Genomic DNA, 13,877 nt, shown 5'->3' on the forward strand with positions numbered 1-13,877 from the left:
CGCTATTATTCGCGGTGGTAAGGGTGGTTAGCTGTAATGCTCCACGCTCGATATAAGCTCTCAGCCATTACGATACGAACCAGTGGGTGTGGTAATGTCAGTGCCGAAAGTGACCAGCTTTGATCAGCGGCAGCTTTACATGCTGGTGCTAGACCCTCTGGGCCACCGATTAGAATCGACACATCGCGGCCATCAAGTTTCCACGCTTCTAGCTGTTCTGCTAGTTGTGGGGTATCCCATTTTTTACCCGGAATATCGAGCGTGACGATGCGGCTACCTTTTGGTACTGCAGCCAACATTGCTTCGCCTTCTTTTTGTAGAATGCGTGCGATATCTGCGTTTTTACCGCGTTTGCCTGCGGGGATTTCAACCAACTCGAGTGGCATATCATGTGGGAAGCGACGGCGGTATTCCTGAAAACCTTCTTCGACCCATTTGGGCATTTTTGTGCCAACGGCAATTAGTTGAATTTTCAAAAGATTAACCCCAGAGTTTTTCTAGTTGGTACAGCTCACGGTGTTCTTCTTGCATCACGTGAAGCATGGCGTCGCCCATGTCTAGGACAACCCATTCACCTTCATTTTCGCCTTCCATACCTAGTGGCTCTAGACCCGCTTTCTTCACTTCAGATGCGACGTGATCAGCGATAGATGAAACGTGACGCTTAGACGTACCAGTACAAATGATCATGTAATCTGTCACGCTTGATTTGCCTTCTACATCTAGAATAACAATCTGTTCCGCTTTCATGTCGTCGGCTTTATCGGCTAAAAAGTCTTTAAGTTCTTCGCGAAGCACTCGGTTTTCCTCGGTATTTTCGTTTCTATCTGTGGGTGTTTTAACTTAACTGAGCTAAAACTGGTTGCGCACTATATCACGCTTTGAAAGTTAAATTGCCAGCTTAATATCAGGCGAACAGGTTTCTAGGCTCAATTGATGGATAGTTGGCCACACAGATTCATCATATTGGGTTTTGGCTTTTATCTCGGCGTGTGCCAATAGAGATAAAAGCGCGCAAATTCGGGAGGCTGACAGACGAGTCAGCGCAGCATTGTAAAATGGACGTTTGTTTTGCCACACTCGATGTTTTTCAAACACCTGAATCATGCCCATTTGGGTAAGATCTCGGTGCATGTTGAGTAGTTGGTTGAACTCTTTCTGTACACTGCGGATCAGAATAACGGCTTCTATACCTTCTGCTTCCAGCTGACGCAGGATGCGTTGTGCACGGTTGGCTTTACCTGCAAGTAGGGCATCAATCCAGTGGAATGTCGTAAAGTGGTTGTGGCGGCTAAGTGATTCTTCGAGTCGCACAACCGTCAGTTCGCCATCTGGATAGAGCAAAGCGAGTTTCTCTAAACTTTGCGATAGTGCGAACAAATTACCCTCGTGCCACTGGGCCAACATTTGCAGTGATTGCTGATCAGCTTTTAATCCCAAGGTTCGGCAGCGTGCTTGCACAAACATCGGCAAGCGTTGCAAATCGGGTGTTAGGCAGCTGACCCAGTCACCTTTTGCACTAAGTGCTTTGAACCATTTCGCGTTCTCTTGTGCTTTGGTCAGTTTGCTACCGACGATTACCAGCATGATGTCTTCATGTAGCATGTCACACAAAGTTTGCAGCTCTTTGCTAACCGTTGTGGTCACGCCACTCTCTGGCAGCTCAAGCTCAATCAACTGACGGCTTGAGAATAGGCTTAGCGCTTGGCAACAGTCGTACACTTGATTCCAATCTAAGCTGGTATCAACTGAAAAACGATGCCTTTCTTCGAAGCCTTGTTGGCGAGCCATATCCTGAATCGCTTGGCGGCTTTCCTGAATCAACAGCGGTTCATTACCAAAAATTAGGTAAACTTGCTTGATATGCTTAGCTAGGTGCTCGGCCAGTTTATCGGCAAAAATTCGCATAAGTTATGACTTATTTACTTCTGGCTTGAGTACGATTTCATCTGAGTTATATTCAGCCTTGATACGACCTAACTGGCGCATCATTTGTGATGCTGCTTGTTGGCGCATTTCATCTTCAATTACGTCACGCTCTACTGATTTTGCCAGTGCGGTTAGCGGGTTATCGAGGTAGTTACGGTTAACGGTTGTTGTGAAGGTTTTTGCACCGACTTCAGGAATTGTCACACGATAAACAACGTTATAAGTAAGTTCTTTTTCTGCCGCGCGGCTGTTTTGATACAGAGAAAGTGTACGCTCTCCTATGCTTTCTGAAATAAGAGTTAGGTTGGGGATTTTAGAAGATGGCATTACTAGGTTTACTTTATTGAGCTCTAGTTGAGCGTACACGTATCGTGTCAGAGGACTGTATTTGTCGTAACTTGTAAATGACATGGTGTGCAGTTCTTCCGGAACGGAATACTCGCCACGAAGGTGAAAACCACAGGCAGAAAGAAGCCCCGCTAATACCAATACCACTGGTAGTTTAATCAAAGAGAAAAAGCGCATTGATTGTATTCATCCTAAATTGAAGGGGTTATTTACCTTAAACCACTCGGCGTGAATGGTTTAAGGTAAATAAACAGGGTAGCGAACTACCCTGTTTAATGACTCCTAGCATGCGAATTGGTTCGCGTTGCTTTGAGTTATTGCAAGCTGTGTTTCGTTTTTAGCGAAAGACTAGTTTGCAACGATGTTCAGCAGTTTACCTGGTACGTAAATTACTTTACGGATAGTTAGGCCATCTGTGAACTTAGTAACGTTTTCATCGTTTAGACCAAGCTCTTCCACTTGTTCTTTTGTTGCGTCTGCTGCAACAGTCAGTTTCGCACGTAGCTTACCGTTTACTTGAACAACGATAGTTTTCTCGTCTTCAACCAGTGCTTTCTCGTCGAACGTTGGCCATACAGCGTTATCGATGTCGGCTTCACCTAGCGCAGCCCATAGCTCGTATGAGATGTGCGGAGTGATTGGGTAAAGCATTGCAACTACAGCTTTTAGCGCTTCATCAAGGATTGCACGATCTTGTGCAGATTCTTGAGGTGCTTTCGCTAGCTTGTTCATCAGTTCCATGATCGCAGCGATTGCTGTGTTGAACGTTTGACGACGAGCGATATCGTCAGTCACTTTCGCGATAGTCTTATGAACGTCACGGCGAAGTGCTTTTTGGTCACCAGAAAGTGCTGCTGCATCTACTGCTTCTGCTGCGCCTTTTGATGTGTGCTCGTTCACTAGTTTCCAAACACGTTTTAGGAAGCGGTTAGCACCTTCTACGCCAGACTCTTGCCATTCAAGTGTCATGTCTGCAGGAGATGCGAACATCATGAATAGACGCACTGTGTCTGCACCGTACTTATCTACCATCTCTTGAGGGTCGATGCCGTTGTTTTTCGACTTAGACATTTTGATCATGCCTGAGTGCGTAACATCGCGGCCTTCAGTGTCTTTAGCTGAAGTAATACGGCCTTTACCGTCACGCTCAACAGCAACATCTGTTGGTGCAACCCACTCTTTACCGCCTTTCTCGTTCTCGAAGTAGAACGCGTCTGCTAGTACCATGCCTTGACACAGTAGTTGCTTGAACGGTTCGTCAGACGTTACGTAGCCTGCATCACGTAGTAGTTTGTGGAAGAAGCGAGAGTACAGTAGGTGCATACAAGCGTGCTCGATACCACCGATGTACTGGTCTACTGGTAGCCAGTAGTTTGCTTTTTCTGGATCTAGGATGTCGTCAGCTTGTGGTGAACAGTAACGCGCGTAGTACCAAGAAGATTCCATGAACGTGTCGAACGTATCTGTCTCACGTAGAGCAGGTTCGCCGTTAAAGGTTGTCTTCGCCCATTCTTTGTCTGCTTTGATTGGGCTCGTTACGCCGTCCATTACCACGTCCTCTGGAAGGATTACTGGTAGTTGGTCTGCTGGTACTGGGTGAACTTCACCGTCTTCAGTGGTTACCATTGGGATTGGTGCACCCCAGTAACGTTGACGAGATACACCCCAGTCACGTAGACGGAAGTTAACTGTCTTAGTGCCTTTGCCTTCTGCTTCTAGCTTCGCTGCGATTGCATCGAACGCCGCTTGGAACTCTAGGCCGTCGAATTCACCTGAATCGAACAGTACACCTTTCTCTGTGTATGCTGCTTCAGAGATGTCTAGCTCGCTGCCATCAACTGGCTTGATAACAGGCACGATGTCTAGACCGTACTTAGTTGCGAACTCGAAGTCACGTTGGTCGTGTGCAGGTACTGCCATTACAGCGCCTGTACCGTAGTCCATCAGTACGAAGTTTGCTACGTAAACAGGAACTTCACGGCCGTTCAATGGGTGAATAGCAGTAAGGCCAGTCGCCATACCTTTCTTCTCCATTGTCGCAAGCTCAGCTTCCGCTACTTTGTTGTTCTTACACTCGTCGATGAACGCTGCAAGCTCAGGATTGTTCTCTGCTGCTACTGCTGCCAGAGGGTGACCTGCTGCGATACCCACGTAAGTCACACCCATTAGTGTGTCTGGACGTGTTGTGTAAACTTCTAGGTCTTGTTGACCCTTAACTTCAAACTTAAGCTCAACACCTTCAGAGCGACCGATCCAGTTGCGCTGCATGGTTTTAACCATTTCAGGCCAACCGTCTAGGTTATCTAGATCGTCTAGTAGCTCTTGAGCGTATTCAGTGATCTTGATGAACCACTGTGGAATTTCTTTTTGCTCTACAGGCGTGTCACAACGCCAGCAGCAGCCGTCTTCAACCTGTTCGTTTGCAAGAACAGTTTGGTCGTTTGGACACCAGTTAACAGAAGAAGTCTTCTTGTACACTAGGCCTTTATTGTAAAGCTTAGTGAAGAACTCTTGTTCCCAACGGTAGTACTCAGGAGTACACGTTGCGAATTCACGGTTCCAGTCGTAACCAAAGCCTAGAAGCTTAAGTTGGTTCTTCATGTACTCAATGTTTTCGTAAGTCCATGGTGCAGGCGCAGTGTTGTTTTTAACTGCAGCGTTCTCTGCAGGTAGACCAAACGCATCCCAACCAATTGGTTGCATTACGTTTTTGCCTTGTAGGCGTTGGAAACGAGATACTACGTCACCGATGGTGTAGTTACGCACGTGACCCATGTGCAGTCGACCACTTGGGTATGGGAACATGGATAGACAGTAGAATTTTTCTTTATTTGGGTCTTCACTTACAACAAAGGTCTTGTTGTCATCCCAGTGCTTTTGAACTTTCTGTTCAAGGTCTTGTGGATTGTATTGTTCTTGCATCGATGGTATCCGGTTATCTTGGAATTTGTGAGTTCGGTTAGAACAGACTTTAATAGATCATCATAGAATACCTAAAGCTAGGGATCACAACAATAGCCAATCTATACCCATGTACCTTGAATTGGTGCTGGCAGTAGAAAGATGGAGGTCAGTTATGCCTAAACGCAAAGCAGGTTATGAGGAAATGCTCGAGGATGTGATTGAAACCTTGAAGCACAGTCCGGATGAAGTTAACAAAGTGTTCGAAACGTCGGGCAAAGTGGTGGATGCAGCCAACGACATGACCAAAGATGAACTCTCGTTGATCTCTGCTTATGTCAAAGCGGATTTGAAAGAGTTTTCAGACAGCTATGAAGAAGGAAAGAGCGGACCTTTCTACCTCACGATTGCTGATTCAATCTGGCAGGGTCTGCTCGATATTACCGACCGAACCAAAGTGGAGTGGGTAGAATTATTTGATGATCTAGAGCATCAAGGACTTTATGAAGCGGGCGAGGTGATTGGTCTTGGTACTTTAGTCTGTGACGAATGTGGTCACAAAACGACGTACAACCATCCAACCATCATCATCCCATGTATTAAGTGCAATCATACGGGCTTTAGTCGTCAATCTCTTAAGCCATAGTGGACGTTAGCAAACGAAATAAAAAAGAGGCTCAAGAGCCTCTTTTTTTGTTTATGACTTTTTCTTTCTTGGTAACCACCAAGCGAGCATCAAACTCAATCCAGCCCAAATATACAGCGGCCAAGTTCCCACGACTCGATATGGCGTTTGTCCATCTGTAGGAACAAGTTCTGCGCGTAGTACTGCGGTCTCAAACTGAGGAATTTGTTCGATGATCTTACCTTTATGGTCAGTTACGGCGGTTAAACCATTATTGGTAGAGCGAATCAGCGGTTTACCAAGCTCTAATGCACGCATACGAGCGATTTCCATGTGTTGCAGTGGACCAATCGAATGACCAAACCACGCGTCATTAGACAGGGTTAGGATGAAGTCGGTATCGTCAGTGACGTTCTGACGCACTTGCTCACTGAAAATGATCTCGTAACACAGCGCAGGATCCATATGCTTACCATTCGCCACAATGTTTGGTTGAATGAAATCGCCACGGCTGAAGGAAGACATTGGTAAGTTAAAGAATGGTGCCAATGGGCGCAGTACATCCTCAAACGGTACAAACTCACCAAACGGAAGTAAGTGATGTTTGTGGTAGCGTTTGTCCATATCAAAGCTGTAGTCGCCGTATGGAGTTACACCTAAAGATAAAATGCTGTTGTAGAACTGGCCGTCTTCACCTTGGTTAACGACACCAGTGATGATGGCACTGTTATTTATCTTTGCAGCTGCATCAATGTTCCTTAGGAAAGATGGTACTTCGATTTCAAACGCAGGAATCGCAGCTTCTGGCCATACAATGATGTCAGCATCCCAGTTCTCGCGAGTGAGGTCTGCGTATTTCATGATGGTTGGCCAGCGTTGGCTTGGTAGCCATTTTAGTTTTTGGTCAACGTTGCCTTGGATAAGAGCTACTTTAGTGGAGTCTCCTACGCGCGGTGTTACCCAATCGTATTGGCGAATACCAAAGCCAGTACTTAACAACACGGCAGGGATGATGACCACCAACCACTGTTTGTTAATCCAAGCATACGCTAGCGCGCCAGCGCTGATCATGATGAACAGGGTTAGTAGTTCTACACCACCAATAGGCGCAAAGCTAGCGAATGGCGCGTCAATTTGGCTGTAGCCAAGCCATAGCCACGGGAAGCCTGTCATTACCCAGCCACGTAACCAGTCGGTGACTAGCCATAATGCAGGGGCAGCAAGCAGCGCTTTGCTTAGGGTAAACTCTGGGAAGAACTTGTTGCTGAGCCATGCAAACAGGCCAGTGTAAACCGACAAGTAAGCGATCAATAAGCCCATGAGGAAGACGTTTGCAATCAGCGGCATGCCGCCAAAGCCAGCAATGCTGACGTAAACCCAGCTTACACCCGTTGCAAATTGACCTAGCCCCCAGGCATAACCTATCCAAAGCGCGCGCTTAGGCGATTGGTTTGCAAGAAGAATAAGCAGGATAGCAGGGCTAAGTATGGCGATTGGCCATAACTGGTAAGGGGCAAATGCTAGGGTAGTGGAGGCGCCAACAAAAGCGGCCACTAAGGGCCGCTTGAGGCGATGAAAGAGTACATTCATCATTTTATTTTTCTGATATTCCCGATGTTAGGGTATCGCGTTACTCTTGAGTGGCTTCAACCAGCTTTTCTTCGTCTGGAATCGTCACCTGAAGTTGAATGACACGACGGTTATCGCTGCAGTTACTTTGAAGCTGTACGCTTCGATTTCAACTACTTCGCCGCGCGATGGTAAGTGACCAAAAGCAGTCATTACCATGCCGCCAACGGTATCTACTTCTTCATCGCTGAAGTCGGTACCGAATGTCTCATTAAACTCTTCAATGGTTGTCAGAGCTCTGACAGCAAACGTGTGCTTGCTTAGTTTACGGATATCGGTTTCTTCATCGTCATCGAACTCATCTTCAATATCCCCTACGATTTCTTCAAGGATATCTTCGATGGTTACGAGACCAGAAACACCGCCGAATTCATCGACAACAATTGCCATGTGATAACGTTCTTCACGGAACTCTTTTAGCAGGCGGTCGACACGTTTACTTTCCGGTACCACGACTGCTGGTCGAATTACTTCTTCGATATCAAATGGGTTACTGCCTGAGCCCAAGTATTTGAGTAAGTCCTTCGCTAGTAGAATGCCTTCCACATGGTCTTTATCTTCGCTGATCACTGGGTAGCGAGAGTGTTGAGCGTCAGTGATTAGTGCGATCAAAGTATCAAGATCGTCTGTGCGCTCAACAGTAACCATTTGCGAACGCGGGATCATGATGTCACGCACGCGCATTTCGGAGATTTCCATAACACCTTCAAGCATGTCGCGGGTGTCGTGGTCAATCAGGTCATTGATTTCAGAGTCACGGATTACATCCACAAGCTCTTGGCGGTCTTTTGGTTCGCCTTGAAATAGTTGACCTAGACGTTCAAAGAAGGACTTTCTACTCGGACCTTCTGCCTTTTCTTTCTTGCCTTCATTAGAAGAGGGAGAATTATCTTCGTTCATTGTTTCTCAATTAAGTAACGCTATCAGATGTGTGATAGCTCACATAGAAAGACGAGCACGAGATGGTTATCTGGGTGGTTCGCCTTTCCCTGTCGAGCAACCAAAGTTACTCTTTTTCAGCAATATACGGGTCTTCATAACCCATACCTTGCATGATTTCTGTTTCGAGGGATTCCATCTCTTCAGCTTCATCATCCTCGATATGGTCATAACCTAGCAGATGCAAGCTGCCATGTACAACCATATGCGCCCAATGTGCTAGTAGAGGCTTGTTCTGCTCTACTGCCTCTTTTTCAACAACTTGGCGACAGATGATCAAATCGCCTAGTAGGTCCATTTCCATACCCGGTGGTACTTCGAATGGGAAAGACAGCACATTGGTCGGCTTATCTTTACCACGGTATTCGTGGTTTAGCTCGTGACTTTCTTGCTCGTCGACAATACGAATTGTCAGTTCCGCTTGTGGTTGGAAAAGAGGGATAGTCTTATCTAGCCACAATTGGAAATCTTGCTCAGAAGGTAAGCCTTCTTCATTTTCGACTGCCAGTTGCAAATCAAGTTCAATTGCCATGGTTATTCCTTAGTTGCCGCAACTTGTGCGTTCAGTTCAGCTTTGGCTGCTTCTAGCAATTTGGCATCACGTTCTTCACGACGGCGTTTTTCGAACTCTTTACGTTCTTTCTGGTCTTGTGCTTCCCACTTCTCGTAAGCGTTAACGATGCGCGCTACAACTGGGTGGCGCACTACGTCGTCAGCTTGGAAGAAGTTAAAGCTGATGTCGTCGACTTCGCTTAGCACTTCAATCGCATGACGAAGCCCCGATTTTGCACCGCGAGGTAAGTCAATTTGAGTGACGTCACCGGTGATAACTGCACGAGAGTTGAAGCCGATACGCGTAAGGAACATCTTCATCTGCTCTACAGTGGTGTTTTGGCTCTCATCAAGAATGATGAAGGCGTCGTTTAGAGTACGACCACGCATGTAAGCAAGAGGTGCTACCTCAATCACGTTACGTTCAATCAGCTTTTCTACGCGCTCAAAGCCCAGCATTTCAAATAGGGCATCGTAGAGAGGGCGTAGGTATGGGTCGACTTTCTGGCTCAAATCGCCAGGTAGGAAGCCCAGTTTCTCACCTGCTTCAACCGCAGGACGAGTTAATAGAATACGACGGATTTCTTGGCGCTCTAGTGCGTCAACGGCTGCTGCAACCGCTAGGTAAGTTTTACCAGTACCAGCAGGACCGATACCAAAGGTAATATCGTGCGTCACCATGTTCATCAGGTATTGACCCTGATTTGGTGTACGAGGCTTGATCACACCTTTTTTCGTTTTAACGAAGACTTCTTTACCGTGTTCGAAGTTCGATTCGGTATTCTGCTCCAGTACACCCGATTCTTTGATTGCCAGGTGGATCTGCTCTGGTTCGATATCAGGGGTTTCGCCGCGGACAGGAGCGGTGTCTACGTAAAGGGTTTTCAGAATATCCAGCGCAGCCGCTGCGGTATGAGGTTTACCGACAATGGTGAAAAGGTCGCTACGGTGGTTAATTTCAACGCCTAGACGACGTTCTAAATGCTTGATGTTGTCATCGAATGGACCGCACAGGCTTGCTAGTCGGCGGTTGTCTGAAGGTTCTAGATTGATTTCTAGCGTTACGATTTTATTGCTCAATGTTGCCTCTCATTTTATGCCACTTAACGAGAGCCTGATAACGACCAGGCTCTCAATGGCTATTTGTACGAGCTTATGGCGTAAAAGTAGCTACACCTAGCTCATCTTCGCGACGTGTTTTCGCCATCATTTGCGTTGGTGAAATCACACTACGAAGGTCCATGTCTTTTTCTGTACGTACTAGCTCACCACGTAGTGAGTTAGCAAATACGTCCGTAATCTTCACGTCAACGAATTGACCAATTAGGTCTGCGCTACCTTCAAAGTTTACTACACGGTTGTTTTCTGTACGAGCGCGTAGCTCCATTAGGTTCTTCTTAGAAGGACCTTCAACCAGAACGCGTTGCTCAGTGTCTAGCATTTGACGAGAGTAGCGCATTGCTTGCGTGTTTACTGTTTGTTGTAGCTCGTATAGACGCTCTTTCTTAACTTGCTCTGATAGGTCACAAGGGTAATCTGCCGCTGGCGTACCTGGACGTGGAGAGAAGATGAAGCTGAAGCTCATGTCAAAGTCTACGTCTTTGATTAGCTTCATTGTGTCTTGGAAATCTTTGTCTGTTTCACCAGGGAAACCAACGATAAAGTCTGAACTGATTTGAATATCAGGACGTGCTTTACGTAGTTTACGGATGATCGACTTGTACTCAATCGCAGTGTGAGGACGTTTCATCATAGTCAGCACGCGGTCGCTACCACTTTGTACTGGTAGGTGGAGGAAGCTCACTAGTTCAGGCGTATCTTCGTATACTGCGATGATGTCATCAGTAAACTCTAATGGGTGGCTTGTAGTAAAGCGGATACGATCGATACCATCGATAGACGCAACTAAACGAAGCAGTTCTGCGAATGAACAGATCTCACCATCGTGCATAGGGCCACGGTATGCGTTTACGTTTTGACCTAGTAGGTTTACTTCACGTACACCTTGCTCTGCTAGCTGTGCGATTTCGAACAGTACGTCATCCATTGGACGGCTTACTTCTTCACCACGAGTGTACGGTACTACACAGTAAGTACAGTATTTAGAACAACCTTCCATGATAGAAACGAATGCTGTCGCACCTTCTGCACGAGGCTCAGGTAGGCGGTCAAACTTTTCGATCTCTGGGAATGAAATGTCCATTACTGGTGCTTCATCCGATTGAGATTGTTTAATCATCTCAGGAAGACGGTGAAGCGTTTGTGGGCCAAAGATTACATCTACATATGGCGCACGTTGACGAATGTGATCGCCTTCTTGAGTTGCAACACAACCACCTACACCGATAACAACGCCAGGCTTTTTATCTTTAAGTGTTTTCCAACGACCAAGTTGGTGGAAAACTTTCTCTTGCGCTTTTTCACGGATCGAACAGGTGTTAAGTAGAAGTACATCTGCTTCCTCTGGCTCTTCGGTCAGCTCATAGCCGTTTGCAGCATTAAGCAGGTCGGCCATTTTTGATGAATCGTATTCGTTCATCTGGCAGCCCCAGGTTTTAATTAGCAGTTTCTTACTCATCTCACTTTCGCTCGTTCAGTTGTACTTAAATCGGAGAGCTATTGCTCAAATTATAGCCGCCATCACGGCGGTAAGCGGCGTATTGTACTGCTTTAAAAAGCACCTGACTAGTGATCTGACGAATTCTCTGCAAACCCTGATGAAATCTAGTTTTTTGCCCTATATACAGCAAGGTTTTTTGTTAAAGAATTTTGTAAAAATACCCATGGAACGTACAATTAAAAAACGCCAATTAATCAATACGATGAAGAGCAAAAAATGAACAAGTATGACATCGCCGTAATCGGTGGCGGCATGGTCGGGGCCGCCGTGGCTGTTGGGTTTGCCAAGCAAGGCAGAAGCGTTGTAGTAGTAGAAGGTGCAGAACCAAAGGCGTTTGAGGTTTCTCAAGCGTTGGATATTCGTGTATCTGCAATTTCCCATCAGTCGGTGAAGCTACTTGATTCATTAGGCGCATGGTCTGCGATTGAAAGCATGCGAGTGTGCCCTTATCGTCGTTTGGAAACGTGGGAACATCCTGAGTGCCGTACACGTTTTCACTCTGATGAGCTTTCGTTGGAGCAGTTAGGCTATATCGTTGAAAACCGACTAATCCAACTTGGTCTTTGGCAAGCTTTCGCACAACACGACAACTTAACGGTGATGTGCCCTGAGCGATTGAAAGATATAGAGTTTGCCGAGGTAAACCGTGTAACGCTAGAAAGCGGCGAGCAGTTTGAAGCAAATTGGGTGATTGGTGCCGATGGCGCGAACTCAAAAGTTCGTCAATTGGCGGGTATTGGTGTAACCGCATGGGACTACCGTCAACACTGTATGCTGATCAACGTGAAAACTGAACTGCCGCAACAAGACATCACTTGGCAACAATTTACTCCGTCAGGTCCACGCTCATTCTTGCCGTTATGCTCATTAACTGAAGATGGTAAAGAAGTCGGGCAGGGTTCGTTGGTTTGGTATGACTCGCCAAAACGCATTAAACAATTATGCGCGATGACGAAACCTCAGTTAAGAGAAGAGGTCCTACGTCATTTTCCTGCCGAGTTGGGTGATATTGAAGTTCTACAATTTGGCTCATTCCCACTCACTCGTCGCCATGCTCAAAGTTATTCAAACAAGAATTGCGTATTAGTGGGTGACTCTGCTCATACGATTAACCCTCTAGCTGGGCAAGGCGTGAATCTCGGCTTTAAAGATGCTGATGTTCTGCTTGCGGTTACCGATCAGCAAGAGCAACTTAACGATGCATTGCTTGCCAAATATGAGCGCGCCCGTCGACCAGATAACTTGTTAATGCAAACGGGCATGGATGTGTTCTACAAAGGCTTTAGCAATGATTTAGGGCCATTGAAGTTCGCTCGTAATGCAGCATTGAAGCTGGCGGAAAACTCAGGACCGATCAAAGCCCAAGTATTAAAGTATGCGCTAGGTATGTAAAAGACTTCTGAGCACATAGAAAGCAGTCGATAGAAAAGCAATAGATAGAAAAAAAGCGAGCCATGAGCTCGCTTTTTTAATTCGATAAATCAGAGATCTACCGAGTCCAGAATCAGAAAAAAGAAAAAACCCAGCAAATCAATGCTGGGTTTCTTAAGAATGGTGCGGAAGGAGAGACTTGAACTCTCACACCTTGCGGCGCCAGAACCTAAATCTGGTGCGTCTACCAATTCCGCCACTTCCGCAACTTATTCTGTAGTTATCAAGGTAATTGGTAAAACCTCAACAACGTTGTGTAATGGCAGGGCTACCTGGATTCGAACCAGGGAATGGCGGCATCAAAAGCCGCTGCCTTACCGCTTGGCGATAGCCTACTAATCTTAGCCTTTCAACTAAGTGCTTTCCTATAAAGGAAAGTATGGTGCGGAAAGAGAGACTTGAACTCTCACACCTTGCGGCGCCAGAACCTAAATCTGGTGCGTCTACCAATTCCGCCATTTCCGCAAAGTATAGATTATTTTTAGATGGTGCGGAAGGAGAGACTTGAACTCTCACACCTTGCGGCGCCAGAACCTAAATCTGGTGCGTCTACCAATTCCGCCACTTCCGCATCTAAAATCTATATTAATGGTGGCTACGACGGGATTCGAACCTGTGACCCCATCATTATGAGTGATGTGCTCTAACCAGCTGAGCTACGTAGCCATTCTATATTCTTTAATCAAGTATGGTGCGGAAGGAGAGACTTGAACTCTCACACCTTGCGGCGCCAGAACCTAAATCTGGTGCGTCTACCAATTCCGCCACTTCCGCAACTTGATCTGTAGTTATTGATGTAATTGGTAAAACATCAGTAACGTTGAATATGGCAGGTCTACCTGGATTCGAACCAGGGAATGGCGGCATCAAAAGCCGCTGCCTTACCGCTTGGCGATAGACCTA

At 46.4% G+C, this 13,877-nt stretch carries 11 protein-coding genes, 7 tRNA genes and 1 pseudogene; 2 read left to right on the forward strand and 17 right to left on the reverse strand.

Annotated elements, in window-relative coordinates:
* Positions 1-5: 5 nt before the first annotated feature.
* The 5 genes from rlmH to leuS form a co-directional block, all read right to left on the reverse strand.
* On the reverse strand, positions 6-476 hold the full coding sequence (rlmH, locus tag B853_RS03295; RefSeq protein WP_010446437.1) for a 23S rRNA (pseudouridine(1915)-N(3))-methyltransferase RlmH: 471 nt from the start codon (positions 474-476) through the stop codon (positions 6-8).
* Between the two features lie 4 nt (positions 477-480).
* Positions 481-798 (reverse strand): ribosome silencing factor, encoded by a 318-nt coding sequence (gene rsfS / locus B853_RS03300; RefSeq protein WP_029560931.1) that lies wholly within the window; start codon positions 796-798, stop codon positions 481-483.
* 90 nt (positions 799-888) lie between these two features.
* Positions 889-1,908, reverse strand: coding sequence for a DNA polymerase III subunit delta (gene holA / locus B853_RS03305; RefSeq protein WP_038886050.1), 1,020 nt, complete (start codon positions 1,906-1,908; stop codon positions 889-891).
* 3 nt (positions 1,909-1,911) lie between these two features.
* Positions 1,912-2,454, reverse strand: coding sequence for an LPS-assembly lipoprotein LptE (locus B853_RS03310; protein WP_010446442.1), 543 nt, complete (start codon positions 2,452-2,454; stop codon positions 1,912-1,914).
* 171 nt (positions 2,455-2,625) lie between these two features.
* The gene (gene leuS, locus B853_RS03315; protein WP_038886052.1) at positions 2,626-5,199 is read right to left on the reverse strand and encodes a leucine--tRNA ligase; all 2,574 of its coding nucleotides are present in this window, start codon (positions 5,197-5,199) and stop codon (positions 2,626-2,628) included.
* Between the two features lie 154 nt (positions 5,200-5,353).
* On the opposite strand from leuS, the gene B853_RS03320 reads away from it, so the two are divergent.
* The gene (locus B853_RS03320; protein ID WP_010446446.1) at positions 5,354-5,824 is read left to right on the forward strand and encodes a zinc ribbon-containing protein; all 471 of its coding nucleotides are present in this window, start codon (positions 5,354-5,356) and stop codon (positions 5,822-5,824) included.
* Between the two features lie 51 nt (positions 5,825-5,875).
* Here the strand turns inward: B853_RS03320 and lnt are convergent, their stop codons facing one another.
* From lnt to miaB, 5 genes and pseudogenes are all read right to left on the reverse strand, one after another.
* On the reverse strand, positions 5,876-7,396 hold the full coding sequence (gene lnt, locus B853_RS03325) for an apolipoprotein N-acyltransferase (protein WP_038886054.1): 1,521 nt from the start codon (positions 7,394-7,396) through the stop codon (positions 5,876-5,878).
* 37 nt (positions 7,397-7,433) lie between these two features.
* A pseudogene (gene corC, locus B853_RS03330) lies at positions 7,434-8,332 on the reverse strand (CNNM family magnesium/cobalt transport protein CorC).
* A gap of 106 nt (positions 8,333-8,438) precedes the next feature.
* Positions 8,439-8,903 (reverse strand): rRNA maturation RNase YbeY, encoded by a 465-nt coding sequence (gene ybeY, locus B853_RS03335; RefSeq protein WP_005425552.1) that lies wholly within the window; start codon positions 8,901-8,903, stop codon positions 8,439-8,441.
* 2 nt (positions 8,904-8,905) lie between these two features.
* A complete protein-coding gene (locus B853_RS03340; protein ID WP_010446465.1) occupies positions 8,906-10,003 on the reverse strand; it encodes a PhoH family protein in 1,098 nt (365 codons plus the stop codon).
* Positions 10,004-10,076: 73 nt separating this feature from the next.
* A complete protein-coding gene (gene miaB, locus B853_RS03345; protein ID WP_038886056.1) occupies positions 10,077-11,501 on the reverse strand; it encodes a tRNA (N6-isopentenyl adenosine(37)-C2)-methylthiotransferase MiaB in 1,425 nt (474 codons plus the stop codon).
* Between the two features lie 258 nt (positions 11,502-11,759).
* Between miaB and B853_RS03355 the strand changes: the two genes are divergently transcribed.
* Entirely contained in the window at positions 11,760-12,935 is a 1,176-nt protein-coding gene (locus B853_RS03355; RefSeq protein WP_038886058.1) for a 2-octaprenyl-3-methyl-6-methoxy-1,4-benzoquinol hydroxylase, read from the forward strand.
* A 160-nt stretch (positions 12,936-13,095) separates the two neighbouring features.
* Here the strand turns inward: B853_RS03355 and B853_RS03360 are convergent.
* The 7 genes from B853_RS03360 to B853_RS03390 form a co-directional block, all read right to left on the reverse strand.
* A tRNA-Leu gene (locus B853_RS03360) sits at positions 13,096-13,180 on the reverse strand.
* A 54-nt stretch (positions 13,181-13,234) separates the two neighbouring features.
* A tRNA-Gln gene (locus tag B853_RS03365) sits at positions 13,235-13,308 on the reverse strand.
* A 46-nt stretch (positions 13,309-13,354) separates the two neighbouring features.
* Positions 13,355-13,439 (reverse strand) — tRNA-Leu (locus B853_RS03370).
* A 21-nt stretch (positions 13,440-13,460) separates the two neighbouring features.
* Positions 13,461-13,545, reverse strand: a tRNA-Leu gene (locus B853_RS03375).
* Positions 13,546-13,563: 18 nt separating this feature from the next.
* Positions 13,564-13,640 (reverse strand) — tRNA-Met (locus tag B853_RS03380).
* Between the two features lie 23 nt (positions 13,641-13,663).
* A tRNA-Leu gene (locus tag B853_RS03385) sits at positions 13,664-13,748 on the reverse strand.
* Positions 13,749-13,801: 53 nt separating this feature from the next.
* Positions 13,802-13,876: transfer RNA gene (locus B853_RS03390), tRNA-Gln, on the reverse strand.
* Between the last annotated feature and the right edge of the window lies 1 nt (position 13,877).

Origin of the sequence: Vibrio rotiferianus CAIM 577 = LMG 21460 (assembly GCF_002741985.1) — a bacterium.
GTDB lineage: Bacteria > Pseudomonadota > Gammaproteobacteria > Enterobacterales > Vibrionaceae > Vibrio > Vibrio rotiferianus.

Excerpts from the sequence above, each read along its gene's own strand:
- holA (WP_038886050.1), bottom strand. The coding sequence starts at position 1,908 with ATGCGAATTTTTGCCGATAAACTGGCCGAGCACCTAGCTAAGCATATC.
- B853_RS03310 (WP_010446442.1), bottom strand. The coding sequence starts at position 2,454 with ATGCGCTTTTTCTCTTTGATTAAACTACCAGTGGTATTGGTATTAGCG.
- leuS (WP_038886052.1), bottom strand. The coding sequence starts at position 5,199 with ATGCAAGAACAATACAATCCACAAGACCTTGAACAGAAAGTTCAAAAG.
- B853_RS03320 (WP_010446446.1), top strand. The coding sequence starts at position 5,354 with ATGCCTAAACGCAAAGCAGGTTATGAGGAAATGCTCGAGGATGTGATT.
- lnt (WP_038886054.1), bottom strand. The coding sequence starts at position 7,396 with ATGATGAATGTACTCTTTCATCGCCTCAAGCGGCCCTTAGTGGCCGCT.
- ybeY (WP_005425552.1), bottom strand. The coding sequence starts at position 8,903 with ATGGCAATTGAACTTGATTTGCAACTGGCAGTCGAAAATGAAGAAGGC.
- miaB (WP_038886056.1), bottom strand. The coding sequence starts at position 11,501 with ATGAGTAAGAAACTGCTAATTAAAACCTGGGGCTGCCAGATGAACGAA.
- B853_RS03355 (WP_038886058.1), top strand. The coding sequence starts at position 11,760 with ATGAACAAGTATGACATCGCCGTAATCGGTGGCGGCATGGTCGGGGCC.